At 62.4% G+C, this 25,848-nt stretch carries 27 protein-coding genes; 17 read left to right on the forward strand and 10 right to left on the reverse strand.

Annotation, left to right across the window (positions count from 1 at the left end):
• The first annotated feature begins 249 nt into the window (after positions 1 to 249).
• Positions 250 to 1,002 carry a uracil-DNA glycosylase gene (locus LTT61_RS14435; protein WP_269821902.1) on the forward strand — a complete coding sequence of 251 codons (753 nt, stop codon included), beginning with the start codon at positions 250 to 252 and terminating at the stop codon, positions 1,000 to 1,002.
• On the opposite strand, the gene LTT61_RS14440 is transcribed toward LTT61_RS14435, so the two are convergent.
• From LTT61_RS14440 to LTT61_RS14460, 5 genes are all read right to left on the reverse strand, one after another.
• Positions 983 to 2,116 carry a hypothetical protein gene (locus tag LTT61_RS14440; RefSeq protein ID WP_233020471.1) on the reverse strand — a complete coding sequence of 378 codons (1,134 nt, stop codon included), beginning with the start codon at positions 2,114 to 2,116 and terminating at the stop codon, positions 983 to 985. The two genes, LTT61_RS14435 and LTT61_RS14440, sit on opposite strands and share 20 nt — an antisense overlap.
• A 1,134-nt stretch (positions 2,117 to 3,250) precedes the next feature.
• A complete protein-coding gene (locus LTT61_RS14445) occupies positions 3,251 to 4,804 on the reverse strand; it encodes an MFS transporter (protein ID WP_233020472.1) in 1,554 nt (517 codons plus the stop codon).
• A 156-nt stretch (positions 4,805 to 4,960) separates the two neighbouring features.
• Positions 4,961 to 5,284, reverse strand: coding sequence for a hypothetical protein (locus LTT61_RS14450; protein ID WP_233020473.1), 324 nt, complete (start codon positions 5,282 to 5,284; stop codon positions 4,961 to 4,963).
• Positions 5,285 to 5,512: 228 nt separating this feature from the next.
• Positions 5,513 to 5,938 (reverse strand): nuclear transport factor 2 family protein, encoded by a 426-nt coding sequence (locus LTT61_RS14455; protein WP_233020474.1) that lies wholly within the window; start codon positions 5,936 to 5,938, stop codon positions 5,513 to 5,515.
• Between the two features lie 603 nt (positions 5,939 to 6,541).
• Positions 6,542 to 6,904, reverse strand: coding sequence for a VOC family protein (locus LTT61_RS14460; protein ID WP_233020475.1), 363 nt, complete (start codon positions 6,902 to 6,904; stop codon positions 6,542 to 6,544).
• A gap of 454 nt (positions 6,905 to 7,358) precedes the next feature.
• On the opposite strand from LTT61_RS14460, the gene LTT61_RS14465 reads away from it, so the two are divergent.
• On the forward strand, positions 7,359 to 7,805 hold the full coding sequence (locus tag LTT61_RS14465) for a helix-turn-helix domain-containing protein (protein ID WP_233020476.1): 447 nt from the start codon (positions 7,359 to 7,361) through the stop codon (positions 7,803 to 7,805).
• A 75-nt stretch (positions 7,806 to 7,880) separates the two neighbouring features.
• Here LTT61_RS14465 and LTT61_RS14470 read toward each other — a convergent pair whose 3' ends face one another.
• Together LTT61_RS14470 and LTT61_RS14475 are read right to left on the reverse strand one after the other, a co-directional pair.
• Positions 7,881 to 8,753: a UvrD-helicase domain-containing protein gene (locus LTT61_RS14470; protein WP_233020477.1), complete on the reverse strand. Its 873-nt coding sequence runs from the start codon at positions 8,751 to 8,753 to the stop codon at positions 7,881 to 7,883.
• Between the two features lie 275 nt (positions 8,754 to 9,028).
• Positions 9,029 to 10,633, reverse strand: a complete 1,605-nt coding sequence (locus LTT61_RS14475; protein ID WP_233020478.1) for an ATP-dependent nuclease — start codon at positions 10,631 to 10,633, stop codon at positions 9,029 to 9,031.
• A gap of 499 nt (positions 10,634 to 11,132) precedes the next feature.
• Here LTT61_RS14475 and LTT61_RS14480 point away from each other — a divergent pair, with 499 nt between their 5' ends.
• Positions 11,133 to 11,471: a histone-like nucleoid-structuring protein Lsr2 gene (locus tag LTT61_RS14480; protein ID WP_233020479.1), complete on the forward strand. Its 339-nt coding sequence runs from the start codon at positions 11,133 to 11,135 to the stop codon at positions 11,469 to 11,471.
• 149 nt (positions 11,472 to 11,620) lie between these two features.
• Positions 11,621 to 11,857: a hypothetical protein gene (locus tag LTT61_RS14485; RefSeq protein WP_233020480.1), complete on the forward strand. Its 237-nt coding sequence runs from the start codon at positions 11,621 to 11,623 to the stop codon at positions 11,855 to 11,857.
• A 25-nt stretch (positions 11,858 to 11,882) separates the two neighbouring features.
• Here the strand turns inward: LTT61_RS14485 and LTT61_RS14490 are convergent, their stop codons facing one another.
• Positions 11,883 to 13,022 (reverse strand): hypothetical protein, encoded by a 1,140-nt coding sequence (locus LTT61_RS14490; RefSeq protein WP_233020481.1) that lies wholly within the window; start codon positions 13,020 to 13,022, stop codon positions 11,883 to 11,885.
• 227 nt (positions 13,023 to 13,249) lie between these two features.
• On the opposite strand from LTT61_RS14490, the gene LTT61_RS14495 reads away from it, so the two are divergent.
• From LTT61_RS14495 to LTT61_RS14540, 10 genes are all read left to right on the forward strand, one after another.
• Complete coding sequence (locus tag LTT61_RS14495) at positions 13,250 to 13,483, forward strand: helix-turn-helix domain-containing protein (RefSeq protein WP_233020482.1); 234 nt, start codon at positions 13,250 to 13,252, stop codon at positions 13,481 to 13,483.
• Positions 13,484 to 13,730: 247 nt separating this feature from the next.
• Positions 13,731 to 14,582, forward strand: a complete 852-nt coding sequence (locus LTT61_RS14500; RefSeq protein WP_233020483.1) for a hypothetical protein — start codon at positions 13,731 to 13,733, stop codon at positions 14,580 to 14,582.
• A 2-nt stretch (positions 14,583 to 14,584) separates the two neighbouring features.
• A complete protein-coding gene (def, locus tag LTT61_RS14505) occupies positions 14,585 to 15,115 on the forward strand; it encodes a peptide deformylase (protein ID WP_269821888.1) in 531 nt (176 codons plus the stop codon).
• Between the two features lie 499 nt (positions 15,116 to 15,614).
• A complete protein-coding gene (locus tag LTT61_RS32955) occupies positions 15,615 to 16,121 on the forward strand; it encodes a 2'-5' RNA ligase family protein (protein ID WP_420094813.1) in 507 nt (168 codons plus the stop codon).
• 1,557 nt (positions 16,122 to 17,678) lie between these two features.
• Positions 17,679 to 18,170: a DNA-directed RNA polymerase subunit beta gene (locus LTT61_RS14515; protein ID WP_233020486.1), complete on the forward strand. Its 492-nt coding sequence runs from the start codon at positions 17,679 to 17,681 to the stop codon at positions 18,168 to 18,170.
• On the forward strand, positions 18,167 to 18,388 hold the full coding sequence (locus tag LTT61_RS14520) for a hypothetical protein (protein WP_233020487.1): 222 nt from the start codon (positions 18,167 to 18,169) through the stop codon (positions 18,386 to 18,388). Before LTT61_RS14515 ends, LTT61_RS14520 begins: the two co-directional genes overlap by 4 nt.
• A 182-nt stretch (positions 18,389 to 18,570) precedes the next feature.
• On the forward strand, positions 18,571 to 18,894 hold the full coding sequence (locus LTT61_RS14525) for a MazG nucleotide pyrophosphohydrolase domain-containing protein (RefSeq protein WP_233020488.1): 324 nt from the start codon (positions 18,571 to 18,573) through the stop codon (positions 18,892 to 18,894).
• Positions 18,895 to 18,954: 60 nt separating this feature from the next.
• Positions 18,955 to 19,563: a dTMP kinase gene (gene tmk, locus LTT61_RS14530; protein ID WP_233020489.1), complete on the forward strand. Its 609-nt coding sequence runs from the start codon at positions 18,955 to 18,957 to the stop codon at positions 19,561 to 19,563.
• The gene (locus tag LTT61_RS14535) at positions 19,556 to 20,065 is read left to right on the forward strand and encodes a hypothetical protein (RefSeq protein WP_233020490.1); all 510 of its coding nucleotides are present in this window, start codon (positions 19,556 to 19,558) and stop codon (positions 20,063 to 20,065) included. The genes tmk and LTT61_RS14535 overlap by 8 nt, the downstream gene beginning before the upstream one ends.
• Before the next feature lie 23 nt (positions 20,066 to 20,088).
• Positions 20,089 to 21,102 carry a radical SAM protein gene (locus LTT61_RS14540; RefSeq protein WP_233020491.1) on the forward strand — a complete coding sequence of 338 codons (1,014 nt, stop codon included), beginning with the start codon at positions 20,089 to 20,091 and terminating at the stop codon, positions 21,100 to 21,102.
• A 726-nt stretch (positions 21,103 to 21,828) separates the two neighbouring features.
• Here LTT61_RS14540 and LTT61_RS14545 read toward each other — a convergent pair.
• Positions 21,829 to 23,388, reverse strand: a complete 1,560-nt coding sequence (locus LTT61_RS14545) for a hypothetical protein (protein WP_233020492.1) — start codon at positions 23,386 to 23,388, stop codon at positions 21,829 to 21,831.
• A 141-nt stretch (positions 23,389 to 23,529) separates the two neighbouring features.
• On the opposite strand from LTT61_RS14545, the gene LTT61_RS14550 reads away from it, so the two are divergent.
• From LTT61_RS14550 to LTT61_RS14560, 3 genes are all read left to right on the forward strand, one after another.
• Complete coding sequence (locus LTT61_RS14550; protein ID WP_233020493.1) at positions 23,530 to 24,162, forward strand: hypothetical protein; 633 nt, start codon at positions 23,530 to 23,532, stop codon at positions 24,160 to 24,162.
• A 331-nt stretch (positions 24,163 to 24,493) separates the two neighbouring features.
• On the forward strand, positions 24,494 to 24,799 hold the full coding sequence (locus LTT61_RS14555; protein ID WP_233020494.1) for a hypothetical protein: 306 nt from the start codon (positions 24,494 to 24,496) through the stop codon (positions 24,797 to 24,799).
• A 34-nt stretch (positions 24,800 to 24,833) separates the two neighbouring features.
• Complete coding sequence (locus LTT61_RS14560; protein ID WP_233020495.1) at positions 24,834 to 25,124, forward strand: hypothetical protein; 291 nt, start codon at positions 24,834 to 24,836, stop codon at positions 25,122 to 25,124.
• Between the two features lie 20 nt (positions 25,125 to 25,144).
• Here LTT61_RS14560 and LTT61_RS14565 read toward each other — a convergent pair whose 3' ends face one another.
• A complete protein-coding gene (locus LTT61_RS14565) occupies positions 25,145 to 25,480 on the reverse strand; it encodes a hypothetical protein (RefSeq protein WP_233020496.1) in 336 nt (111 codons plus the stop codon).
• Positions 25,481 to 25,848 lie beyond the last annotated feature (368 nt).

Raw genomic sequence — 25,848 nt, forward strand, 5'->3', positions numbered from 1 at the left:
ATCGACTCTTTCGGGTGAAACCGGGGTAGCGCCCTCCAGAGGGGCTCTTCGGAGGTGCCATGCTATCAACCCGGAGATCCGATGATCGATCGCCCGGCCGTGGCGTCGGTCATTCCCGCGGCATTGCCCGATGTCCGGTATCGGATTCCTGCGCCGACGAAGGGAAAGTGAACCATCGGTAATCCGGAAGTTCCCGCCGACGGAATCGGAGCGCCACCGGCGACCGGCCGGAAATCGCCGCGCGCGCCCATCACGGATCCCGCCGGGATCACCGCCGTGCACTCGATCGCGGAGCTCGACGCCGCCGTCGCGGATTGTTTCGGCTGCCCCCGGCTGGTGGCCTGGCGGGAACGGGTGGCGCGGGAGAAACGCGCCGCCTTCCGGGAGCAGCCGTACTGGGGCCGGGCGGTCCCCGCCTTCGGGCCCGCCGACGCCGCGCTGCTCGTCGTCGGGCTCGCACCGGCCGCGCACGGCGCCAACCGCACCGGCCGGATGTTCACCGGCGACCGCAGCGGCGACGTGCTCTACGCCGCCCTGCACGCCGTCGGGCTGGCCAACCAGCCCACCGCGGTCGCCGCCGACGACGGGCTGCGGCTGCGCGGCGTCCGGATCACCGCGCCGGTGCACTGCGCGCCGCCGGAGAACAAACCGTCCGTCGACGAGCGCGACCGGTGCAGGCACTGGCTGGAGCTGGAACTCGGGTTACTGGCGCCGACGCTGCGCGCGGTCGTCGTGCTCGGCGGGTTCGGCTGGCAGGCGCTGCTCCCCGTGCTCGGCGCCTGCGGCTGGCAGGTGCCGCGGCCGCGGCCGCGCTTCGGCCACGGCGCGCGGGTGACGCTGGCCCCGAGCGGCGCGCAGCGGGAGCCGCTGCACGTCTTCGGCAGCTACCACGTCAGCCAGCAGAACACCTTCACCGGCAGGCTCACCCCGGCCATGCTGGAGCAGGTGCTCGCCGCGGCGGGCCGCGCGGCCGGGCTCCCGGTCAGGACGGCCTGCCGATAGCGGCGATCACCACCCGGCCCTCCCACACCGTGACCGTGACGAACTGGCGGTACGTGCGCACGGCGCCGTCCGGGCGGGCCTCGGTGATCACCACGTCGAACCGGCCGTCCGCCATCTGCGTGATCAGCACGCAGTGCTGCGTGTTCGGCGGCACCGAGGCGATGCCCGCGTCGATCACCTCCACCGTGGAGACCGCCGCGTCCGGGGCGGTCACCGCGCGGGCAGCGATGCCGGAGCGGGTCACGTAGTAGGCGTGCTGGAAGGCGAGGACCGCCTCGGGGCCGGTATCGGTGGAGCCGAGGCCGTTGCCGCGGACCAGGCCGTTCTCCCTGGTCGGCTCGCAGCCGGGGCCGCCGCCGAGGATCGGGTCGGTGATCGCCGCGACCGGCTGGCGCGGGTTCGTCGCCGCCGCGGTGTAGGTGAGCACCACCGCCGCGGTGGCCAGCGAGCCCGCCACCGCCACCAGGCCGACCAGCAGCGAGCGGCGCACCCGTGGTTTCGCGGGCACCCGCTGCTGCGCGGCGGAGAGGCCGGGGGTGAGCATGCCCGGCCAGAGCGGGGCCGACGCCCTCCCCTTCTTCGGCTGCGGGGGGATGCGCTGCGGGGGGAGGGGGCGGTCGCGGCGTACGGCGTCGCGCAGGGAGCCAGGGGGTGGTGGGGCCTCGCCGCGTCGTCGGCCCCGGGGGTCGCCGGAGCGCGGGACGCGCGGCAGCGCGCCCGAGTCGGGGGCGTCCGGGCGCCGGGGTTCGCCGGAGCGCGCGGAGTCGGCGCGCCCGGGTGCCGGAGCGGCCGCATCCGGGCGCAGCCGCGGCAGCTCACCGGATCGTGGGGAATCCGGGCGCACGCGCGGCATCTCACCCGAGCGCGGGGCGTCGGGGCGGACGCGGGGCAGCGCACCCGAGCCGGGAGCATTGGGGTGCACCAGCGGCATCTCACCCGAGCGCGGCGCCTCCGGGCGGAGGCGCGGGAACTCGCCGGTGCGGTAGGCATCCGGCGGCACCCTGGGGATCTCCCCGGACCGGTGAGCACCCCCGGTTCGCCGCCCGACCTGCGGGAACTCCCCGGACGGCGGCCCGCCGCTCCCCTGCTCGCCGAACGGTGTGGCGCCGGTCATCGCACCGCCTCCACGTCGCGGGGCGCCGCCCGCAGGCCCCACCCCGAAAGTCCCTCCGCTGCGCCGCGCTTCGCCGTGGGGCACTTCGCCCCGGCGACCCGGCGGGTCGTACGGACCGGGTTGCCGAGGGCGCCCCGCTCCGTCGCCGTAGGGCATCATCTCACCGCGACGCCCCACCGCGCGCCCGAACGGTCCCGGGTCGGGTACACCCCGCGGCGGCGATCCCCCGTCCCGCACCGGCCACGGCTCGGGCGCGGGCACGCGAGACGGAACTCCCCTACCCTGCGACCAGGGCTCCTGCGCCGCCCCACGCGGCGGAATTCCCCCACTCTGCGACCAAGGCTCCAGCACCGCGTCGCGCGGCGGAACTACCACATCCTGCGACCACGGCTCCGGCACCGCCCCACGCGGCGGAACTCCCCCACCCTGCGCCCAGGGCTCGGGCGATCCCCCGAGCGGCGAACGTCCCTCACCTCGCGGCCACGGCTCGGGCGCCGCGTCGCGCGGCAACCGCTCGGGCACGGCCCCGCCCGCCGACGGCTCCGGGGGCGGCAACCGAACCTGCCCCCACTCGTCGCTGCGCACCCGCCGCCGCATCCCACCGGGGACCCCGGGCACCTCGGTCCCGTGCTCGGGCGAAGGCCCCTCCCGCTGCGCGTCCGCACGCCGCGAGGAGCCGCGGCGCCCGCTCTCCCGGCGCGCGGCATCGCGAAGCGTCTCACCCTGGGGAGCCGCCCGTCCCGCGGCGCCCCTTTCCCTCGGCTCGGACGCGTTCCACGACATCATGATCTCGCCACACTCCCTCTGCCGGAGCCCCGCACCACCGAGCCCCGTGGGTCCCTCTCAATGCCGTTGTGCAATAACAAGATTGCATATATCCACTGTTCACGCTGCTCGAATGGCGCGGACCGGCCGGAGCGGACGGTCAGCTCGCCCACTCCGCAAACCCACAGTGAACGGCACAGTTTTCCGGGTGCACCCCGAATTACGCTGAGCCCGGCGTCTTTCGAGTAACCCCTTCACGAACTGTGATCCAGATCTCCCAGTCCGGCGATCCGTCGAGGGAGGTTGCCATTCGGAAGTACCGTTCGGAAGTACGGCACGAACTGCACAGATGTAATTCCGAAGGTTCGCTCAGCGGTCCCCACCCGCGCGCCCCGGCGCGTCGAACGCAGTGACGACGGCCGCAACCAGGATCAGGATCGCCGACACCAGCAGCGCCACCTCGAGCCCGTGGTGGAACGCCCCCTTGCCGGTGTTCAACACGTCGTTCAGCTTCGAGAGGTACGGCAGGTACGGCGTGATGTTGGTGCCCTCCGGGATCCCACCCCGCTGCACCGCGTCCACCACGAAGGGCTGCAGCTCCGACGGCAACCCGAGCTCCGACATCCGCGCCTTCAGATCCGCGGTGAGCAGCGAGTTCACCAGCGCGCCGAGCACCGCCACACCGACCGCCGAGCCGACCTGCCGCATCGTATTGGTCGCCGCCGCCGCCATCCCCGAGTGCTCGGCGGGCAGCCCGGAGAGCACCGCCGAGGTCAGCGGCACCACCGCGACGCCGAACCCGAGACCGGCCAGCGCCATGGCCGCGGCGAGCGGCCCGTCCTCGATCGCCCCCTCCAGCGCGGACCGGGTGAGCAGAATGCCCGCGGCCCCCACGAGGCACCCGGCGATCATCGGCGTCCGCGCCCCGCGCCGCGCCACCCAGAACCCCGCCGCGAGCGACCCGACCACGATCGCGCCCGCCATCGGCGCGAACACCGTCGCCGTCCGCGCCCCCGAGTACGACAGCATCACCTGCAGGTACAGCGCCGTGAAGAAGAAGATGGAGAAGACGCCGAAGTACACGGCGAATGCCACCACCAGCGCGCTCCGCACCGCCGGTGGGCGCAGATAGCGCAGCTGCAGCATGGGCGCGCGGGCACGCAGCTCGACGACCACGAAGGCGACGAAGGCGAGCCCGCCCGCGACGAAGAGCGCCAGCACCGGACCCGAGGTGTACCCCTCGTGCTCACCGGCGATGGCGGCATAGATCACCGCACCGAGAAAACCCGCACCGAGCACGAACCCGGCCCAGTCGATCGGCCCTTCCGGCGGATCCGAGCTCTCCGGCACCGCCCACAGCGCCGCGAGCAGCGCCGCCGCCCCGAGCAGCAGGTTGAACCAGAAGATCGAGCGCCAGCCGTAGGCGTGCACCAGGACCCCGCCGAGCACCGGCCCCGCAGCCAGCGCCAGCCCGGCCGCCGCCGCCCACACGCCGAGCGCGCGGGCCCTGGCGCGTTCGTCCGGGAAAACATGGCGCAGCAGCGAGAGCGTGCCCGGCTCCGAGGCCGCCGCCCCGACCCCCATGATCGCGCGACCGAGGATGAGCAGTGGCACGGTGGCCGCGAGCGCCGCCACCACCGACCCCGCGCAGAAGACCACCAGCCCCGCGATCATCACCCGCTTGCGCCCCCACCGGTCGCCGAGCGAGCCGCCCGCCAGCATGAGCCCGGCGAAGACCACCGTGTAGGCGTTGACCACCCACTGCAGCGTGCTCACATCGGTGCGCAGCTCGTTCCGGATCGCGCCGAGCGCCACGCTGACGACGGTGGTGTCGAGAAAGGTCACGAACACGACGGCGGTGACCGCCGCGAGTGCCGTGACCGGTCGCGCCGCTGTGCTCGGCACCCTGCCCGTCGGCCCCACGCGCACAGGGTACGGGGCCGCCGGACCCGCCGGTCCGAATGGCCGGTGAACAGCGGACGACGGTGCGGCACACGGGCAGCCGGCCGATCAGCGCACCTCCAACGGAATCGCGCGAACTCCATCATCGTGCGGCAGAGTTCCCGGTGCCCTGCCAATTCACCGCCGACCGGTTCGCCACCTTGGTCGGCGGCCGGATTGCGGGAGGGATAGCGTGGCGACAGTGATCTGGCTGACCGGATCGATGGCGTCAAAGCCGAACTGAGGGCACTGACCGACCTGTTCCACCGGCGGTTGCGCGAGGACCGGGTCAATCGTCAACTGATCGAGGCGCTGCAGGTCCGCGCCGAGGCGGCGGAAGCGGAGCTCGCCACCGAATACCTCCTGCCGGTGGTTCTGCAGCTGACCCGCCTGGTCGATCGAGCCGAGCAGTGCCCGGCCGAGACCGACCCGTTCGGCTCCCCCCTGCTCGACGAGATCCACGTGATCCTTGAGAACTGCGGAGTCCGATCGTTCGGGCAAGCGCGGGAGCCCATCGACCGCGCCGTCCACGAGATGCGCGTGGTCCGCGGCAAGCCGGGCGGGCAGTTGCTCGTCGGTCGTGATGCGGCGTGGCTACACCTATCTGGGGAGAACGATCCGGGCCGCGGTGGTCGAGGCGGCGAGCCTGGGCGTGGCACCGCCGAAGCGGGGCACGTTGCACCGCGCCGGTCAGGGTCGGTCGTGTCCGAAGGCCCGCCGGATCATCGCAGGATGCCGAACGAGTTTGGGGCCCAGAACGGCCGCCAACAGGGTCGATCCCAACCAGGGACGAACATGTGGCGTAATGCGTCGTATGCGGCCGTTGGTGTCTTGTTCGATCATCATCGCATCCCCGATCCGCACACCGAGGACACGTGCCTCGGCCACTGCGACGGCGGTGCCGTCGTCACCCCTGACCAGGCGAAACCAGGAGAATTCGGTCAGGGCTGGCAGCAGGATCGAGAACAGCACACGCAGATCATCATGGCCACGAAATACCGCGCGACCGGCCAGCGGTGACACGAGTTCCGCGTCCGCCGCGAACGTTTCGATCACGGCGTCGATGTCGCCCGTCATGGTTGCCGCACAAAACCGGGCGATCGCATCGTCATCCACTCGAACCCCCTTGCCACCTTGTCTACTACGGAGTGTAGTCGACATGCGGAATCGACGTACCTCTCGATCTACTCGGAGACATACCGGCTCCTGGTGACCCAGCATGGTCCGTCCGGCGCTGTCGGCTGCGCGATCGCTGACTCGCGCTGACTGCCGGTCTGCTGGCTGTGACCGGCGGGCAAGCGCGCCCGTGCAGGACCACCCAACCTCGACATCCGGAAACCGGCATGAGCGGATGTCGGCGGACGGCGCCAGTGTGCAGCCACACTGAAATAGCGGCGCAAGCCTCGCCGGATCGACGGCGCAGACGGGTTGCTCGATCGGGTGTTCGCGCATTCCGGGCTTATGGGCCCAATGCTCCACGACCCGAACACCCTGAGGCGTGTGCGATGCGGGGTGCTTCCGCGGGATTACCACCGCCACCCCGGTCCGAGGGGACGAGATCGTGCTCGGGCACGGGATGCTGCTGCCGAGCCGACTCGATTCCGGGCTACCGGTGCCTGGAGCCCAGCGACGGCCGCGACACCGACTGTATGGACCCGGTCGCCACTACCGCCAGACCGCGCGCTGGAACGGCGCACCGGACCGACTTTCCTCCTGTTATCAGCCGACGAGCAGGCAGAACGGGTGACCGGCCGGATCCAGCAGCACCCGCCACCGGTCGCCACCCGGCTGGTGGTCCGGCTTGACCGCGCCGAACTCCAGCGCCGCCTTCTCCGCCGCCTCGAGGTCGGCGACCCTGAGGTCCAGGTGCAACTGCTGCGGCACGTCCTGACCGGGCCACTGCGGGGCCCGGTATCCGTCGACCTGTTGGAAGCCCAGGTCGCGACCCGAACCATCGGTCAAGGCGACGAACTCGTCGGAGGCATAGCCGAGCTGCATGTCTGTCAGCTCTTGGTAGAACCGGGCCAGAGCCCGGGGATCGGTGCAGTCCAGAGTCACGCCTCGCAGTGTGGCGATCGGCATCGTCGGCTCCATCCATGTTCGCGGGGCCGCGGGGCGACCGTAGGTGGCCATCCAACCGCGCTGTCGGGGCCGTACTCCACTCGTTTTCGGGCGTGGCTGCGTCCGGCGGCACCGCACGCCTGGTGCCGGTCGGGCACAGCAATACCCGAATCGGCTGGACGGCGTCACGCCACGACGACGCCGAAACCTTCATGTCAGGAGCCGATTTCGAGCGAGCGCAGGCCGAGTTCGCTACGGGCCGGGCACATGCGAGCGCCAGGGTCGAGTGCCGCCGGTAGGGATGACGTGGTGCAGGCCGAGCGACTGCTCGCGGCGCCGGCGCGGCGCGATCGGCATCGGAACCACGACAAAGCCGGTCCGCACACGGCATCCATCGAATCACAGAACCAAAACGGGGGCCCGGACAGGAAACAAGTCAGGCCCGGTCAGTGACCGGGCCTGAGCTGCTATTTCTGTGGACTTGATAGGAGCTTATTCAAGGCAGGCATGGCTATCCGATCGTCTGGACGCCCTGAAGGATCGCCTTACCTCCACCCCATTGCGTGATGTCAGTCATACCCCCTCTGCCCGGCCGCACCAACGCAAGTACAAGCAACGCCTCACTCAGGCCATCCGCGACGAGATCGTTGCCAAGTACAACGCCGGGGCGACATCAACGCAGCTGGTTCGCGAGTTCCACTTGGGCAAGGGAACCGTTCTGAAGATCCTCCACGAAGGCGGAGCAGCGATGCGCAACCAGGGGCTAAATCCCGCGCAGGTTGCCCAGGCCGCCCACTTGTACGAGTCCGGCCAGTCACTTGCTCAGATTGGAACGTACTTCAACGTTGACCCGGGCACGGTTCACGACGCGCTCCGCAAGCGGGGCGTGAGGATGCGCGACACGCATGGACGGGAGCGATGACGGTATCGGAACGAATCTCCGACACGGTTACCGCCCAACGCGGAGCAAACTACCCAGCTACAGCGCTATACAGAATCAATACGCGGTTGCTGGCGCACTTTCGAAAAGAGAATGCGGAATTGCGACCTTCAGCGCCAGTTGCCCGTCAGGGACCCATCTCATGAGGCGCGACTTTTCCGGCTTATCCAGTACAAACGCTACACTGTGTACTGCGCGAGTTACGCCTACATATAATCCGAACGCAGACCGCTCCGGCAGAGCAGTTCCCTTATATAAGAACTTCTTCACCGAATCGGTTGGAAAAATGACTACCCGTTCGTGAGTGAGGCCCTTCGCTTGGCCAAAGTTGACCGCAGCGATCCCCTCCGGCACGCGGGTACTAACCCGCTCGCGCAGGCATATCGGACTGAAGGCTGCAATATAGTCGCCGATGTGCTCCACGCCGATCACAAACACACCGTCATGCTCTGATACAGCAGTCTGCTTCGAAAGAGTCGGCGGAAATCCCAGGGCGGAGGCGAAGATAGTATCAGAGAAGTCAGCCACTTCTTGCACAGACCGCCACGTTTCCGAAGCGTGCGATACTCCCAGTCGGCCCTGCCGTTCCTGTTCTTCGAACCACTTCAGCATACCTAATCCGCGATACTGAGGGTGACGCCGATCCTTCGGATTTGTACTGAGCAACGATTGGCGGAGATCACCGACCATACGGAGCTCACACGCCGACTTCAGCAATAATTCCAGTACATCCAGATCAGATCCCGTAAGATCCTGAACTTCATCTATATAGATCTCGTCGTAAATCCTTTGCAGTCTATCAATGACACTCCCCTCGGCCGCTTTAGCAACATCTACTGCAAGCTTCGAGAGAAAGTCCTTATAAGCCCGCGAGTTTGAGTCCAGATATCGCCGCTCGCCTTTGGCAATAACGATGCCTTGCGCATTCATTTGAGGAGTGCCCTCAAAGTTCAATCCAGCTAGCCGTCTCCCTGGGTACAACAGTGGCAGAAAGGGACGAACCCAATGGTGCATCAAGAACGTGTACCAACCGCACACGTCCGGCCGACTGTCGGGCGCACATGCTGCATCGAGGCGGCGCTCCAAGTCACGCTGCCCGCTCTGAGTAAAGGTTATGACAAGTCGTCTGCCTTGGTGGCCACTCGCGCATGCATCGACAACCGACTGAGTTTTGCGCGCACCCGCCACTGCAAGCGTAAGAGTATTCATGATATGAAATCAATTGCATCCATGAGGTACTGCGGATATTTGACTGCCAGATTCGACTCCGCCAGCATCAGCCCCCATTCGGTCTTATTGCCCGTCATCCAATCCAAGGTCGTCTTGCTATCGTCCGATACTTCAAATAGCTCCCGTAGGGCCTTTTCGTCGTTGATATTCAAGAACTGCGGCTCAAGCGTTTTGCCATCACCCGGATTACCAATGAAGACTTCTCGAACTTCCGACTTCAACCACGCCTTGAGCGGGGCACGCCAATGATCGGGATTCTTGCCGTCGTTGTCGCGCACCACCGCAACTCGCCGATCAAGCGCCGCACACAACTCAAGGCCACGCGCAAAAGCCAGACCGGCTGTAGATACTACGTCGATCCCAAGTTCGATCGGTGACTTGCCGCCGTGGGAATCCCTGAACGCGCGCTGAAATACCATCTCGTCAGTCGGGCCCTCAACCAAAACCACTTTATCAGCTAAAACATGCCGCAGAGTGTTGTAGCCAGAGAGCCGCTTGAAATATTTGACTGTATCTGGACGTAAATCACGAAAGCTAGCACGAACTCCCCGATGCAGGAGCACGAGCTTATCGAGGCCGAGGCGGTTCAGTACATACGAGCTGTGAGTTGTCAGGAACACCTGACGGCCTCTAGCCAGATCGTCAATTCGTGAAACAAGCTTCGTCAGACTCGTATAAGAGAGATGGTTCTCAGGCTCCTCGACAAGCACGAATGCAGTCTTCTCAGTTGACCTGTTCATTGCGAGGGCAACTTTTATCGCAGCCTGCTGCCCCTGCCCAGCCATTGCAAATGGCACATCAGAGACTTGAGGGACTATGTTGTTCGCCCACGAGGAACCAGCAGATTGATCCATATGAAGACCAATTGGCCGGTCATAGAAAGCGTGGCCCTGCCCAGCTATTCTCTGATTCGCGGTCTGTAGCGCTTCGGTGCTTATGCGATGCCTCGCGCTCCGATGCGCAACCGAAACTGCCGCCATCTCCTTCGGTTCGATGAAATCCGTAATCATCTCTCGGGTCTGATGGTCAACCCCCGAGGTTGATCGAATCGTGCGGGAATCCACGGTGGCGATACCAAGAGATTTAGGGCGCCGCGTGAGCCTCTCATCGCTGAAATCTCGCCAGTCGACTTCGTACCACTCAGTGGGTAGAATATTCGGGCGATCTTCAGCCGCCATATAGTCCGCGAACTCTTCCCGGTACGCGGGCGATGGAGCGATTCGAATGCGGATGCCGGGCGCTTTTAACTGAAGCGAGTTGTGAACCCCAAACATTTCCTGAAGCTTATCGTCCTCATTGGACAGATACAGCTCAATCAGTATTTCGGGTGGCGGTAGTGGCGATGACGTTCCAAGAGATTCGAAATAGCTCTTCACCGCCGCTTGATTGAACCAATACGGGTTCAACTCATCCCCAGCCCAGCGGCCCCCAATGCGCCCCGTGAGCGCCAAGGCGATCGCTTCAAGCAGCGTGGACTTACCCGCCTCGTTGTCTCCGACGATGATGTTTACACCATCATTAGGCTCAAGTTCGAATTCGTCGAACAGTCGATAGCCTTTGATGATGATGCGATTTATCACTACACCTCCATTATCTCACAAATTCGCCAGGGAAGAACAAGAAAATCGACCGCCAAGACCGATGTCTATCGACCTTTGCACGGGGGGACACCAACCCCTCCGAGCACCTGAGAGATGGTAGCGCATCCGAATCACATCCATGAGATTCGGGTGACGAGCATGGTGGGTCGTTCCCTCGTCGGGGCTCTAGCATCAGAAACGACCGTACAGTTTTTTGACGACTCTCTTGCGCATGCTGCATCGAAGGTCGGACATCATTGGCTGGGCGCGGCCCGGGCCTCAACAACGAATCGGAATCGCCGCAATTCCTCTGAGGAACTGACAATGATTCGAACGGGTTGGTTCGGTGTCAGTCCAGCAAGGTGGCCTCTCTGCCACGGCACTCCTATCGCAGTATCACATCTAGCTTGGTCAGGAGCGCATTGTCATGCGAAGACGGTCCTGCAACTTTGGCGCGCTAGTCTGACTTCCGTTCGGTATCGAGACGGAGGAAAGCAGCATGGCGCGCAAGGTGACCGTCGAACTGGTCGACGACTTCGACGGGAAGTCAACCGCCGAAGAAACCGTCTCGTTCGCTCTGGAGGGCGTGCAGTATGAGATCGACCTCTCGACCGACAACGCCAAGCAGCTGCGCGGGCTCTTCGATCAGTGGTCTCCGCACGCTCGAAGGGTGGGGCGGGCTCCGAAGTCGAAGAGCATCGCCCGCTCCTCCGGTGACCGCGAGAAGACTCAGGCGATACGCGACTGGGCTCGGGCGAACGGTATAGAGGTGTCAAGCCGCGGGCGCGTTGCTGCGGAAGTCGTGGACGCCTACACACAGGCCACCGCCGAACAGTAGGTGTCGGTCAGCCAAGACGACTCGGGCATCGCTGATCTGAGATAGGAGCGTCTACAGCGGTTCCACAGACCATCGAGCACGGGCGGCTGCCCTCCGCTCCCCTAGCGGCATGGCGGAATCTGTCGGTGCCTACTCCTACAGTCGCGTCATTGGACCGGCGACTGGAGGAGGATCTTGTGGACCGTGTGACGATCAATCAGCAGGCACTGCGCGATCTCCAGAGGGACTTGGAGGCGAAGTTCTCGATGCAGGTGAACGTGCCCGTGGAGGGATCAGAAGCAGAGGCGGTGGTGGAAGTGCAGCGCCAGTACAAGGAGGCCAAAGGAGTCGACCTGCCCGCAGAGACTGCGCGGGAGGTCGTCCGACAGGCACGCACGCAGGCCTGAGCCTGGGCATACCTCGGCAGGGCCGCTATTCAGCGGTGTCACTTGATCCGAGGACCCAGATGAATCCGACGCCACTTCGCGGCAATGCCCAGCCGTCGAAGGCGACCCGGACCACCTTGCCTGGAACAGACTCGGGCGATCGCTCGATGGTCGCTCCACGGCTACTGGCGATGAAATCGACGACACTCACGCGCTCGACGGCGCAGTCGCCGTAGTCGAGTTCGACGGTGACGCCACGGGTGGGCTGTTCGATGTCGACATAGAGCAGGTTGCCGCGTTGCTCAGTGACGGTGCGATAGGTGTAGGCCACTCGGATCGGCTTGTCGGCACCTTCGGACGCTGAGCCGAGATCGACGGTGTAGACCTGACCGTTCTTCCGAGTGGCCCGGCGGATCGGACGATCGCGACCGTCTACGGTGAACTGAACGAGCTCGAATGCTTCCCGATCGGAAACGTGAACGCCCGGCTTGGGCGATAGGAACCAGGCTGACGTTCCCGGATCGTTCTTGAGGAGGTCGGTGTACTCCGTCCAGTCCGAGGTCACGGCGAAGCGCTTGGCCCTGCGGGCCGGGATAACGTCGTACTCCCACCGGACGCTGACGCTGAACAGTGCCGGTCTGGCTGCGGAGTCAGTAGGAACGCCGTCGGCGTTCCTACTCCCGGCTGTAGCCGGGAGCGGGGAGAGGCGAATCTCGACCGAGGCGTCGTGCCAACGTTCCGGCGCCTTCACCGCCTGGGCGCGGATGTCGTTATACACCTCGGCGGCGAAGGTCTTATCGCCGAGCCGGAGCGCCAGGCTGTTGACGATGACATCGTCAAGGGTCTCGGGGCTGGTGACCCGGGCGAGGTCCTCGCGTCCGAAGGCGAAACCCTCGATGACGGCGTCCCGCATGACAGGTGCAGAGTCCCGCAGCACGCGGGTGAGTCGAGCCGTGTCGCGGCGATCTCGGTCGCGGCTAGTGACGTAGTCAATGCCGAGCCCGAGCACCCCGGCCACCAGGAGGGTGCCACCGACTTCGCTCCATGGGAAGAAGGCGAGCCAGGCGAACTCTGGCAGATGAGGAAGTTGCGCCTCGAAGACCATGAGCGCGACACCGATGACCGCCACGACGATCGCGGCGAGAATGGTTTGGAGCTTGACGATGCGGTCTTGCGGGTCTTCCATATTCTGCTCTTATTGTAGCAGAACAAAATGCTCGCGAACCGGAATACGAAGAGCCGCAGCGGCTCCGATGTCCACGCCGCTGCGGCTCCCGTTCATTGCGGCCTACTTGCCGCTGCCGTCGCCACCCATGCTCCACCTCCCTTACTGGTCGCCGGCCGGTACCGCCCGCAACCGGTACCAAATATCCTAAATTGGGATATTCGGTTTCGCAAGGTGCGGTTGACCTTGTGGAAAAGTCGATATATTCGGCCGAGTACCAGCGCCTTTGCGCGATTTTGCGCCAGCTGCGCCTGGAGGCCGGGCTCACCCAGGTGGAGGTCGCCCGGCGCCTTGACGTGCCGCAGTCGTTCGTCAGCAAGTACGAAACCGGTGAGCGGCGGCTGGATGTGATCGAGCTGCTGCATGTGGTGCGCGCTCTGGATGCCGCCCTCAAGCGGGTGATCGAACAGCTTGAGCAGTAATCACTTTGGTCGGCACGCAGTCTGGTGGCATGGCAGAGAGTGACACAAGGAGCGGTACTGCCGTCCCGCGTGCGCACCCCTGTCACGTCAGGGCGCCGCATCCAAATTAGCTACAGCAAGCCCGCATCAACTCCCCAAGCCGTGGGACACGATACGATGAGGGTGATAGCCTTCCCTCAGCATCGTTGCAAGCATCATAGTTCGTGATCCTTGATTCGAGTTCGTGCACAGCAGTGCAGGGAGATTAGTGGGGATTCTCTTGCCAGCCAAAACGTCGCCGGTAGTCGTCTGGGCCCGCAACCTCGTTCGTGACGAGATCGCGAAAAAGCTATTCTGGCTTGTACTGGCTGGCATCTCTGCGGCACTCTATGTAGTAGCAGGGAAGTATCAGGGCAACGACCCTGCGATAGTATGGGTTCCTTCAGTTGCTTTTACCTTGCTTCTAATCGGCTGCTTTTCCTACTATCTTTACACCAGGTTGAGCTTTGCGACTTACTATTACCCCAGGGTGAAGCCCCATTACACTATTCTTCAGAAAACATATCGCTATGTCGTCAACGAAAAAGACGAGCTTATATTTTCCCGAGAGATAAAGATCAAGGCTCGCCACGACAACGTCGAGCGATACCTCGACAAGTTTGTGTGGACAGGTGGCGCGGCGGCCACTCCGCAACCGGGCCCGGGTTGTGCCACGACAACCGCCGAAGTCGAAAGAGTCGGCATTTGGACCTTCTACTCGACAGTGCTTGAGTGCTCACTGATGCGAGGCGAAGAAGCTGAATTTACAGTAGTATGGCCGCCATTGACAAACTGGAGGCAATCAAAGCCTTTCGTATCGGCTTCCAGCGAAGAGCCCACCAAGTCTATAAAATTCGTAGTTGACGTTCCAGCAGACTCTCTGCGTGATGAGGTCGCCTACTTTGAGGAGATGCGGAGCATCGACTCCAACTACGCATTCAAAACAAAAACGGATCTCAAGTTCGACCGAGGTAGAATCGAGGTAGAGGTCGCTGCCAAACTATATCGCTATTACCGTCTGAGATGGTCATGGGCAGGCGGAAACCCAGTCGGACCACTCCCAGGGAATACGGAGACATGACTATGGCTCACAGAACAATAATTCAGAGTCAGAGAGTTGGCGGCACCCCGGACGAGTACGCAACTCTCAGTTCATCCACAGTAGCGGTGCAAGAATTCGATGATTCAGTCCGGATCCTCGTAGTTGACCTCCTCGATACTATGCACGCCCAACCCCTATGCGTGGGGCTTGCGGCACCCCAGATTGGCAGCAATCTGTCGGTGGCCGTAGTCGCCAAAGCAGAACCCAAGACCGGAGCGGATCTCGTGCTGATCAACCCCGTGCTGATCGCCGCAACCGGAAAGAAAGATAAAAAGCGGGAATCCTGTATGTCACTGTGGGGGCTTGCAGGAGAAGTCGAGCGTCGATCAAAGATCACAGTCGAATATTATGTTCTCGATGGGGAGAAGCGAAGCGCGAATTTCGACGGATACTTCGCGCGTGTCATACAACACGAGATCGACCACTTGAATGGTGTATTGTTCAGCGAACGAACCACTCAGGAACTGGTACCAACAGATATATTCGACAACTACAGCCCGATAGCAACGTGATGTTGCTTAGGTTGCCCTAAATCCATCGCCACGGTATACTAGAGTGGGAAATCCTGTAAGGAGGATAACTACATGGGCTGCTAAGCTTCCGACACAACTTCAAACAAGCCGGCTATAGATTCTATCTATCGGCCGGTTTTGTCGGCTCCGACCGCTACGGAAAACGATTGGTCGAAGGGCATAGAGTGCGAATTCGGAGTATCAGCCATGGTTTTGGAACGCCGTGCTGTACTATACCGGTGTCGCAACAAGGTACTCCAAGCGTCATAAGGCATGTGGCGGCAGTGCATGATCGCGATTTCTCGCACCGAAAATGAAGGCACCATTTCCGTTTGAGCTCCCGCGCCTACTCAGCGACGCTGATGCGATCCGCGCGAACGACTGGCAGGCGTTCTCAAGCTTGACCAAGGTTCAAGACCACTGGAGCCACAAGAAGTGGCCCCTCGACCATGCCGCCTACTATTGGTACCTCACATTCGAAGATGATGAGCTCAAAGCGATGGCGGCACACTGCCAGCAGCAACTATGTTCATCGGATATCGATCCCGTTCCGCTGGATGGGCTCCACCTGACATTGCCCAAGGTCGGCGATGCCGCAGTCGTGGAGCGGACGGAGCTACGGGTGGTGGCGAACGCGGCCGAGGAAGCTCTCGCGGCAATCTCGTCTTTCGAGTTGTCCGTGGGTCCGTTGGCTGGCTCAATGAGCGCCCTCCGGTTCTCGGTCGCCCCGTGGGATCGGCTGTTCGGGCTTCACGCCCAGCTGCGAGAGAGCGTTGTCAGTGTCCGGCCGGCCGAATCACCGAAACCGGCCTCTCGCTTCCGGCCACATATTGGGATCGGCTACAGCAACCGACGACGCCCGGCCGCTCCGATCATCGAAGCGGTGGCTGCGCTCCGCGAGATCGAGCCGGTGAAGGTACGCGTTGAGGACGTGAAGCTGGTGCGACTGTGGCGGACAGATCACCGATATGAGTGGGACGAGATCGCCACGATCCAGCTTCGATAGCACCGTCGGATGTCGCGACTGAAGTTGCGCGCTCCGACCAGCTCTGGAGCTTCTCGGCGTAGTTCTGCGCGTGGGCGACACTCAGCGCCGCGGTGGCTGCGCCTAGCTCGTGAGCGCGCTGCCACACCGAACGGATGGGACGATCGCTCGACACGTCAAGGGCTTCGACGCCGAGGGCTACCGCCTGTTCGGCATCTCGTTCAGGCCCTTCCACGAGGGCCAGGCCGACATCCAGCCGAACGAGCGACCTACTCCACGCTGAATCTGAGGCGTTAACCTGTTCCTCGATGAGCTGACCGTACTCAAGCGTGTGGCGGTACTCCCCTGCCGAGAGATGGGCTGTGGCCGCGTTGGCCATGAGGCGCGCCTGGCCGTACGGCGCGAAGGACAGGGCCGGGGTCAGACGGGGTGAGGCGCTGGTGGCCGTGGCAATCGTCAGTGCGTTGTCGACAGCTCGTGCGACGCCCACCGCGTCTCCGAGTTTGCCGAGCGCACGCGCAAGCCCGTTGGCATACAGCCGAATGGACTGGGCCCCGGAACCGGCAATCCGCAAACCAGCTTCGGCGGCTGCCACCGCTGCGTTCTGGTCGCCTCGGTAGTAGGCACAGAAACTCTGCGTGCCCTTGGTCCATGCCTGCAGCTCACGGTCGCCGATGAACTCTGCGACGCCGAGCGCCTCGGTGCAGTAGACGTCCGCGATCCGAAAGCGCCCGCGGTTCACGGCCATGTAGGCCAGCACGCCGGACAGCTGTCCGGCCAAGCGGTAGAGCCGCTGGAGCTGCGCTGGCTGTCGGCACCCCTCGATCATCGACTCGACCTCGCGGCGAAGTGACTGCGCGGCAGGCGCCAGGCGAGCCGGGCCCTCCAGCTCGTAGCGGTCGAGGATGTCGGCTAGCGCAGATTCGACAACGTCAAGCACCGAATCGTCGATGCTGCCCGCGTCAAGCGCGCGCAATCGGCGCAGCACCTCGACGGGGGCTTCAAACGATTCACTGGTGCCGGCTGGAGGCTGGGCGCGTACACCCGGCGCTACGTCCGAGTCGCTGCCCCCGCGATGCCTTATGCGCCAAGCACTCTCGCCCTCAGCAACGATCTGATCGAACCGCGCCCGATCTTCAACGGACGCGCGTTGCTGGTATGTCGTGTCGAGGATGGACTGAATCTTGGTGCGAGGCGTGACCGAGCCCAGGCCGGAGCGCCAATTGTTGATCGTGGTGGTTTCAATACCGAGGAGCGCCGCAAACTCTCGGATCGACTTGCGCATCGCTTCTTGCAGTGCGACCGCTTCGAACCCGGTCCACTCGCGCCCTCGCACCATAGCCCCACCCTACAAATACGGTCCTGATCAGGGGAAATACCCACGCAACCCCCACGGTACCGCACCGACGCGCGGTTCCGCCTGAAACCGGTTGTACGGCAACGTCAAGGGCGCACCCGGTACCGGGCCGACGCATGAACAACCCCGTTCGGCGCACTGGCCGTCAGAGTGGCGGATCGGTGGCTACCGCCCCCGGTGCCGGGTGCCCTCCTCTGATGAGGACGCCAGAGAGGGTATCCATGACGGAACCGGTCGCCAATTCATCTTGGCCACAAACGAGCGGCGACACACCCCACTCGCGCTGCAACTACTACCGAAGCACCTGCCACCTGCCCGCTGTGCTCGAACCGCCCACCGGGCGGATCTTCTTCCAAACCGGCCGGGTCTGGGCAATCACGATGCCCGCAGCATTGGGGCAGGCGGTGAAGCTGCACCTGGAGCGGCGCCACGGCGGGGGCGGCCCGATCATCTCGCATCCGCGCAGCCACACGTGGACGCTGCTCACCAGAGCCGATGCGCCGATCCGGGCAGTACGCGACGAACCGATGCTCCAACATTTCGGAGTCCACATTCTTCGCGGCGGGCAGCGGGTTGCGCTGCCCTCGCCCGCGGATCGAGGAGGGCAGTTCCGTCGCTGGATCTTGCCAGCACGCAGTACCTTCTGCCCTTCCGGGCTGACGGTTCTGGCATCGGCGCGAACGGCCCTTCACACACAGGCGGCGTACCGATGAGTACAGCGGGGGTATCGCCGCTCCCTCAGGAGCCCGACGTACGGCTGTCGGTGGTCATGCAGGGTATCCAGTTCGACTTCGCCGCCTGCCTGACGGCCGCGCTGTTGTTCGTCCAGGAGCACCAGCAGCGGCACTACGTCGAAGCGGTCAGCGTAACCAGCGCCGATACCGAGGCGTTGCCGCGATTGCCGAATGAGCGGCTCTATCTGGAGCCGTGAATCACGAGCCTACGCTTTTCGCCGTTCGAGGGAGCCACATGACTGAAGATTTCCAGTGCATCGGCAAAGTTATATGCGCTTCCCGGCGAGCGGTCTGAGCAATCCCGATCGGACTATGAACAATTCAGCCAAATATTTCGTTTCGGCTTGCAGTTTGCAGCTGCTTGTTTATAATCGGCCCCATGCCACTTCTTTCTAGTAGCCCTGACCTGAAGGCACTTCAGGAATACGTTCGCCAGCTCGAATTCGAACGTGGGTTCGATGGGAACACCGCCCAGCAGGCATGCCTGCTACTGGGCGAGGAGATCGGCGAACTGTTCAAGGCGGTGCGCAAGAAGGAGAAGATGCGACTGGATCAAAAATCATCAGTCGGCACAGTCGAAGAGGAACTGGCCGATATCCTCATCTACGTCTGCTCGATCGCCAATCGCTTCGACATCGAACTCGAACAGGCTTTCCGTAACAAAGAAGAACTGAATAAGCAGCGCACCTGGTCGATACACTAAACCAAGCAGGGTCAGCGCCGCATTGGGGATCAGTAGCGGCAGTTATGTCAGGGGGAATACGTGAACAGAACCAGGGGGATCTTTGTAGCAGTTGACGGCCCGAAGCATGCCGGAAAGTCGAGCGTGCTTGCGGTCGCATCACAGCTACTCACCGATAATGGAGTCGCCACCGTGTTTACCAAGGAACCGACCCCACAGTTTCGCCTCGACAATGAGCAGCGGCACTCCGGCCATGAATTAGCGGAAATTTTGGCAGCCGACAGGGCACAGCACCTGACCGATGTGATCGTTCCGGGACTCGATCAGTACGACGCGGTAGTGACGGATAGGTACATCGCTTCGTCGCTTGTCTTCCAGGTCTTCGACGGCGTGCCGTTCGAGGAGGTTTGGGCACTCAATCGAGAATTCCAACTGCCGGACTTGAACATCATCCTCGATGCGGATACTGCCAGTCTTCGCCGACGGAGCGCGTTGCGCGATGCGCACACGCGCCTCGAAGACAACGATTCGGACAGAGAGCGGGCCCTCTACCACGAGGCAGGGGCCTTCCTGGCGGGCCGGGGTGTACAGGTGGTGCGCGTCGACAACAGCGACAGCGTCACCGAAGCGGAGACGGCAGCTCACATCGCCCATTCGATCGCCGCTGCGATCGGGGGCAAGCATGTCTGACGTCCTACCGATCCGTCGCATCGACAGCGCCGAGACAGCCTTCGCATTCGTTCTCGGCATTCTGTTCAACCAGCGGGTCAAGGCCGACTACGCATGGCAAGCACCACATCGCCTCGAAGAACGGCTCGGCACACTGTCCCCAGATGCACTTATCGAGTTGAGTGAGGGCGACTATTTTGCGGCTTTCGCGAAGTCGCCAGCGATTCATCCCTTCACCAACACGATGGCGCAGCGCTCGTTGGATATTGCCCACATCATCGCTGAACGCTACGACGGCGACGCCCGTAATATATGGAACACACGAATTACTGCCCGCGAGTTCATCCGGCGTCTGTCGGAGTTTCCCGGGATCGGCGAACATAAGGCTCGCGTAGCGCTGTTCGTTGCCACTGTTCAGCTTGGTATTTCAGTCGTCGAGGATGGGGGTGATTACAACATCAGCTCCTGTGCCAGATTGGCACAACTTTTTCACCCGCAGCACCACCCCGCCCTCACCAATTAGGGCGAATCCGTCAGGGGGATTTCATGCTCGACACTGCTGCCTTCCAGCTCCCGGAGCTTCACTTCGATCACGTCGAACAGTGCTACCGCACCGACGACGCCAACTCCACCGAAGAACTCATCGCCAGGATGCACGTTCCGCTCAGCGCGACGTACCAGCTCACCCGCTTCTGCAACCTCAAGTGCGTCTACTGCTCGGAACCGCCCGACGGCATCAGCACCAAACTCGATGTACACCTGGAGCGCGTCGATCGGTTGACGGGCATGCGCCGGATCATCGTCGCTGGGGGCGAGCCGATGGTCTACAAGCACTTCTGGCCGTTCATGGAGTACATCCGCGACAAGTTCGAAGTGGTCGTGCTGTCCACCAACGCCGTCATGATCGGCCCAGACGAAGCCGCCCGGCTGAAGGATCTGGTCGACTACATCGACGTCACCCTGGATGGCCCGCGCCGCCAGCACGACGCCATCCGGGGCAACTACCCGAAGGTCACGCGCGGGCTGATGTCGGTGGCGCTGGCACAGATACCGCTGTCGGTCATCTGCGTCTACATGCCCGCGGAACGGAACCTGCTGACCAAGCCCCGGCCCGGCAACCGCGATGTCATCCACTACATCTGCCAGCAGGCCGATCTACTCGGTGCGGTCAAGACGAAGATCCTCACCCCGATCCCGAAGGGTCGGAGCGAAGACATCTTCGAGGAGTTCGTGGCGCAGCAGGAACTCGACGACCTGGCCGATTTCCTCGCCGCCGAGAAGGAGCGCAACGGCTGGCGCTCGCGCATCATCATCTCGGACTGGATGCGCATCGGGAAGGGCCACGCCTGGCTGATCGAGCCCAACGGCCGCGTTGTCGCCTCGCCGGTATGGGGGATGGAGGACTGCATCCATCCCTTCGGGAGCATGGCCGACGCCGCAGCTGCCCGGCCTTCCGACTCCTTCAGCTACGGCCTGGACGCCGCCGGCCTCTGGGCGGCCTACCCCTACCGCAAGGAGCACCTCGCGAAGTACCTGGAGCGGACGCTGATCGTCCGCTGACGCCGAGAAGCCCGAGCGGTGGAACCACGTACGCCGTAGCCGAAGCCGATATGGGCGGCGCTGATTAGTCCACCGGCGGCGCCCATATCAACTGCGTCGATACTGCCTATCGACGCGCCCCCACGCTTCATACTAGTTGCGTCCGCGGTTCCTATGACGTTGCCACTCAACGGATTCGGTGCGGAACGACGATTGACCAGGACTCTCGTCGCGCAGATTGAGATCTGCGAGGCGCTCAGTGATCCACTGGCCACTGAGCGCCCGTAGCGTGGGACAGTTTGGCTTCCCGCACGAGCAATGATCCCGTTTCTCGTCGCGCCGATGGCCGCTCGCCACTTGATTCAGTATACGAAACGTGCGCTCACGCGAGTCAAAGGCACGTTCCGCATTCGCCTTATGCTTCCGCGTACGCTCGTCGGCGGCACGAGCAGCGGCAATCGCGATCTCCATTCGGCGCCGATACTCGCGAGCGTGGTCTTCGGCACGCTGAAGCCGCTTGCCTTGATGCTCATTACATATGCGGCATCTCGCCGGCGGCGTGTAGCTCTCCCAAGCGGAGGGTAGCAGGGTGTTCTTGCACTCCATCTCGCAGCACTGACAGATGAACGTGTCCACATAGCTAGTCTGCCACGACTCGCCAGCTCCGTACCCTCCGACACCTACCGTGCCTACAGTTCTCAACCTGGGATTCGACGACCTAGGCTGCACATAGCGGTCGCATGCGCCTCACCCCTCGGCATCTAGAGGCCAACGAATATTCACGTTCACCTGCGCCGTGTTATACACCTCGTTGTACCCACCGGGTCGAGCAATACCAACATTGCGGAGCCTATAAGTTCCAAGCTTCGCGAATTGCCGATGCTGATTTATGCGAGTTGAAAAAAGAATATAGGCAACAGAATCTGGACCATAGCTTCCGATGTTTATACCGCCCCTACAAACATTGTCACTGCTGATAGGCTTTCCATCCACGTTGTTGCCAGCGAAAAGAATCGTCGAACCGGGGACGAAGGCGAGATAATCGGGTAGGTTATCGCCGATCATCATGTCCCACATTGTATCAACACTGTTATTATGCGCGCGAACCATGAAGTCGACTATCGTATCAGGCTGAGCCTCTACTTCGAGAGCCCATTTCTGGGAGATAACCAACTCTCTCGTCAATGGAGTATATTCCTTAACATTTCTAGCGAACGCGTATTTGTTTACCCGAAGCGACTGCGATTCTCGAATAAGGTGCAGCAACAGCACCCCTTCTGAGACTTCATCGCGGGATATTTTGTCAATGATCAATCCTTCTCGCCTAAGCGGGATCTCTAGATCAAGGGGCTTCGCTTCGGACAACGGCGTATCTGCCGTACCTCGACTCCACCGAACGTGCTTGAGGCGAATACTTGACGAATCCCCCCTAATCTGGGAAGTAAGAGTCGCCTCCGTGAGGACCTCTACTCCGACTTGAATAGCTACGCGAATCCCAGCGAATACTCTGCTCGGATCGCCAGTCTGAAAGTAGTCGAGAAACAGCCGGAGTGGGCCAAGGTTTCGATCGTTCGATTCTACGCGGTACCGCACTTCAGCTTCGAGCAGCTTGCCCGAACTCCTCCGAGCGAAAAGATAGATTGACGCTTTCGGCGGCAGGGCGGTGGGTTCAGCGTTAGCGTTCCGCGCAGTGCCCTCTTCGACATTTTCGCGATTCGCTATCTCCCCTGAGCGAGAATCGAATTCTGCTTTGAGGACGGCAACCGGCAGTGCAGCCGGCTCTGCACTAGATCCAACGCCACCGTCGACATTTAGACTCAGTACACGCCGCCTGCCAACTGGATCTGATAGAATTTCTTGAATATACTTGACGTAAATTTTTCTGTAGCGGACATTAAGCTTTCCACTGCCTCTCAAGTGGCGCGTACTGTCATACCCAACAATTTTCATAGCCTGCTGCCAACGTTCCTCAAGCTTTGTCGGATATCCGTGTCTATCGTAGAGACGAATCATGACCCCGACGGCTTGCACTATATTAGTTGTCGAGGATTTCTCGATACCGGGCTTGTCCCGATCCTGAGTTGGATTATCGCGCGCATGCCTGTCTATGGCTACGAGAACGTCATAAACCTGCGCCGGGTTACTGACATCGATTTCTTCGATAGGAATAATCTGCCCAAGGAGGGCGGGAAGGGCTTGAAGCGACTCAAGGCACTCCATCTTGAATGCGGCCATTTTTGCGTTGCGAGGAGGAAAAAATTCCGCCAATTCGTTGGCTGCGGCATCCAAAAGCGAAGCTGAGACCATTACTGTTCTTCCCCCTCCATGTTGACGTCGTGCGAAGATCCTATCCAGCCCCAGTCACCGAACAGCGTGTGCCACTTGCAATTTGATACAAAATGTGGTACAGTTTGACTGGGCGCGCATCAGTAGAAGGGAAACCTCCTGATGTGCAAGAACATTCATGACAAAGCTGACCAGAACTGGAAACACGACCACAACTGGATCATCGCCAACACTCTCGTCGATAAGGTCCTCGCAGCTCGCGACGGCTTCTTCAAGTACGTTTCGACCTTCGACGGCTCGGTGTACCCCGATGGCGGTCCCATCATCCACCGGGGAGAGGGCGAACGTCCGGCCATCCACTCACTCTGGACCTTCTTCGACTACTGGGCATGGAGTGTCCGCGAAGATCTGGCCCACGAGCGGCATCTGTGGCTCGATCCCCGGATCAACACCGACGCCATCTGGGAGCAGTTCGTCCGCCTTCTGCCGACCATCTACCTGATGATCTGCGAAGCGTACGACCAGGACCCGTCGAAGATCGACCTGATCCAACGTGACCCAGCCTCCGGCAGGGAGACCCGGACCGAACGGCGAGTCAAGACGAAACTGCCATGTGGCGTCGACCTCGTCGAAAGCCACGCCTTTGGCCATGCACAGCCTGATCCCGAGGCATCCACCGATGAGGGATTCGAACGTGGCGTCGTCATGTTTCTGCTGACCGATGCCGAGGAGTGCTGGCCGAAAGCGGTCTTCGGTGCTGACGTACCCGGCGACGAGTCGACGAAGTACATCTGAGGTCGATGGGCATCCATGCCCGTCGCGTCATCCACCCACACCACCAATCAACACAACCGTGTCCACCCGCGCCCAACGCTGCCCGCTCCCCACCAGGAGCGGGCTTCTTTCCGTTCACGCTCCGCTAGCAAATTGTCAGATGGTGCCGCTGTGCACTGTCGCTCCCGGCCTGCAGATTGTCAGATCAGCGCGGCGTGTCTTGTCAGATGTCAGATCGCGATCCGACAAAACTCCAGGTGACAGCCACTTTCTCGCCTCGTAGCGTCGATGACGTCAACCCGACAAGCCGCCGACAGCGGGCACAAAAAGTACCCACAGGAAGGATCTTCAAATGTCTTCATTACTCCCCCGCGCAAACGCTCAGTTGTCGCCGAACATCCCGGATGGCTTCACTCGTTCCGAGGGCCGCTCGTTGCAGCGGCTTCAGAATAAGGAAGTCGCTCGTGGCTTGGTGGCCGCCACTCGCGTACAAGCGGCGGGCATTGTGGCCGCTCTCGGTCTTCAGACGACAGCGATGCTCTCGCGGGAAGCGAACTTCCAGGCCGATGGCGATCCGGCAGCAGCCGCGCGACTGGGCTACATCGTCGAGCAGTACGCCGCGTTCGTCGGCTCCGAAGTGTCTCGCTTCCATCGCTGAGATTTCACACCCACACTGCGAACGGAGATTCCCTGTGACTGATCTGGATCCGCCTTCGGAGCCGAACACCCCAGATGATCTGTCCCGCAAAGCGCGTGAACTGGCCGATTTTCTGAAGCTGACGCCACCGGGCGACCACCCCATCGTGGCCGAACACCTGGCGAACGGCGTAGTCATCTACGTTGCCAGCGCTCTTCACGACATCAAGACGATGGTGGACATCCACCAGGATATGGCCCCCGTCTCGGCCCACCGTGTGATGACGTTCGTGCAGCGGACCTCTCGCGAAACAATGGAGTGGATCAAGGGGTGGGCGCACGAGTGAATCCCCAGATTGGAGCAGTACTACTGGACTCGCTGACTTACTTCATCTGCGGGACTGCAATCGTCGGTCTTTGTCTGCTTGCCCTCGGTGCGATTACGACTCTCGAAGATCGGCTCGCGCGGCGATGCAAGCACCGCGACGAATTGGAGCGGATCGACCGCGATGCGGCGGCAAGCCTGATCCGCGTCCAGAGGGCGTATGCGATAGCACAGCAGCGCCTTCGCACTACCTATGTCAGGGGCGGCGATGCATAGCGCCGACCCGCGGGGGTGGGGGGACAAATTTCTGTCGTTCTGCTTGTCCGTTCTAGGCGGCATGATTGCGTTGTCGCTGGCGGTGTCGCTGCTCGAATCCATCTGGTATTGGATCCTCGCAGCGGTCGGACTGGTGGCGCTGGTGTGGCTTGGCGTTGTTGTATATCGCGCTACACGAAATCACTGGTAGAAATCACGCCACCACACCACCAGTCACCGTGATCACTTCGGCGTTGTAAAAACGTCGAACCACGCAGGAAGTTCGTTGACGGGGCAAATGCTGCCCCGCATAGTAAAGACAGACGACGCGGCAACAATTGCCCCGCCGCAATCCGACGCCAGCCGCTCGGCTGAGCCAGTCACCAACTCCCCACTCTCGGGCCTGTTTTGAAAGACAGGCGTGGTTTTGTGCGCCCAAGAACGGCGGGGCCGGGAGTGGGAATGGAGTGAAGAAATAGCAACGAGTAACG

Origin of the sequence: Nocardia asteroides, from assembly GCF_021183625.1 — a bacterium.
Lineage (GTDB): Bacteria > Actinomycetota > Actinomycetes > Mycobacteriales > Mycobacteriaceae > Nocardia > Nocardia asteroides_A.

Excerpts from the sequence above, each read along its gene's own strand:
- LTT61_RS14440 (WP_233020471.1), bottom strand. The coding sequence starts at position 2,116 with ATGACCGGCGCCACACCGTTCGGCGAGCAGGGGAGCGGCGGGCCGCCG.
- LTT61_RS14460 (WP_233020475.1), bottom strand. The coding sequence starts at position 6,904 with ATGCCGATCGCCACACTGCGAGGCGTGACTCTGGACTGCACCGATCCC.
- LTT61_RS14470 (WP_233020477.1), bottom strand. The coding sequence starts at position 8,753 with ATGAATGCGCAAGGCATCGTTATTGCCAAAGGCGAGCGGCGATATCTG.
- LTT61_RS14480 (WP_233020479.1), top strand. The coding sequence starts at position 11,133 with ATGGCGCGCAAGGTGACCGTCGAACTGGTCGACGACTTCGACGGGAAG.
- LTT61_RS14490 (WP_233020481.1), bottom strand. The coding sequence starts at position 13,022 with ATGGAAGACCCGCAAGACCGCATCGTCAAGCTCCAAACCATTCTCGCC.
- def (WP_269821888.1), top strand. The coding sequence starts at position 14,585 with ATGGCTCACAGAACAATAATTCAGAGTCAGAGAGTTGGCGGCACCCCG.
- LTT61_RS32955 (WP_420094813.1), top strand. The coding sequence starts at position 15,615 with ATGGCGGCACACTGCCAGCAGCAACTATGTTCATCGGATATCGATCCC.
- LTT61_RS14515 (WP_233020486.1), top strand. The coding sequence starts at position 17,679 with ATGACGGAACCGGTCGCCAATTCATCTTGGCCACAAACGAGCGGCGAC.
- LTT61_RS14520 (WP_233020487.1), top strand. The coding sequence starts at position 18,167 with ATGAGTACAGCGGGGGTATCGCCGCTCCCTCAGGAGCCCGACGTACGG.
- LTT61_RS14525 (WP_233020488.1), top strand. The coding sequence starts at position 18,571 with ATGCCACTTCTTTCTAGTAGCCCTGACCTGAAGGCACTTCAGGAATAC.
- LTT61_RS14535 (WP_233020490.1), top strand. The coding sequence starts at position 19,556 with ATGTCTGACGTCCTACCGATCCGTCGCATCGACAGCGCCGAGACAGCC.
- LTT61_RS14540 (WP_233020491.1), top strand. The coding sequence starts at position 20,089 with ATGCTCGACACTGCTGCCTTCCAGCTCCCGGAGCTTCACTTCGATCAC.
- LTT61_RS14545 (WP_233020492.1), bottom strand. The coding sequence starts at position 23,388 with ATGGTCTCAGCTTCGCTTTTGGATGCCGCAGCCAACGAATTGGCGGAA.
- LTT61_RS14550 (WP_233020493.1), top strand. The coding sequence starts at position 23,530 with ATGTGCAAGAACATTCATGACAAAGCTGACCAGAACTGGAAACACGAC.
- LTT61_RS14555 (WP_233020494.1), top strand. The coding sequence starts at position 24,494 with ATGTCTTCATTACTCCCCCGCGCAAACGCTCAGTTGTCGCCGAACATC.
- LTT61_RS14565 (WP_233020496.1), bottom strand. The coding sequence starts at position 25,480 with ATGGATTCGAGCAGCGACACCGCCAGCGACAACGCAATCATGCCGCCT.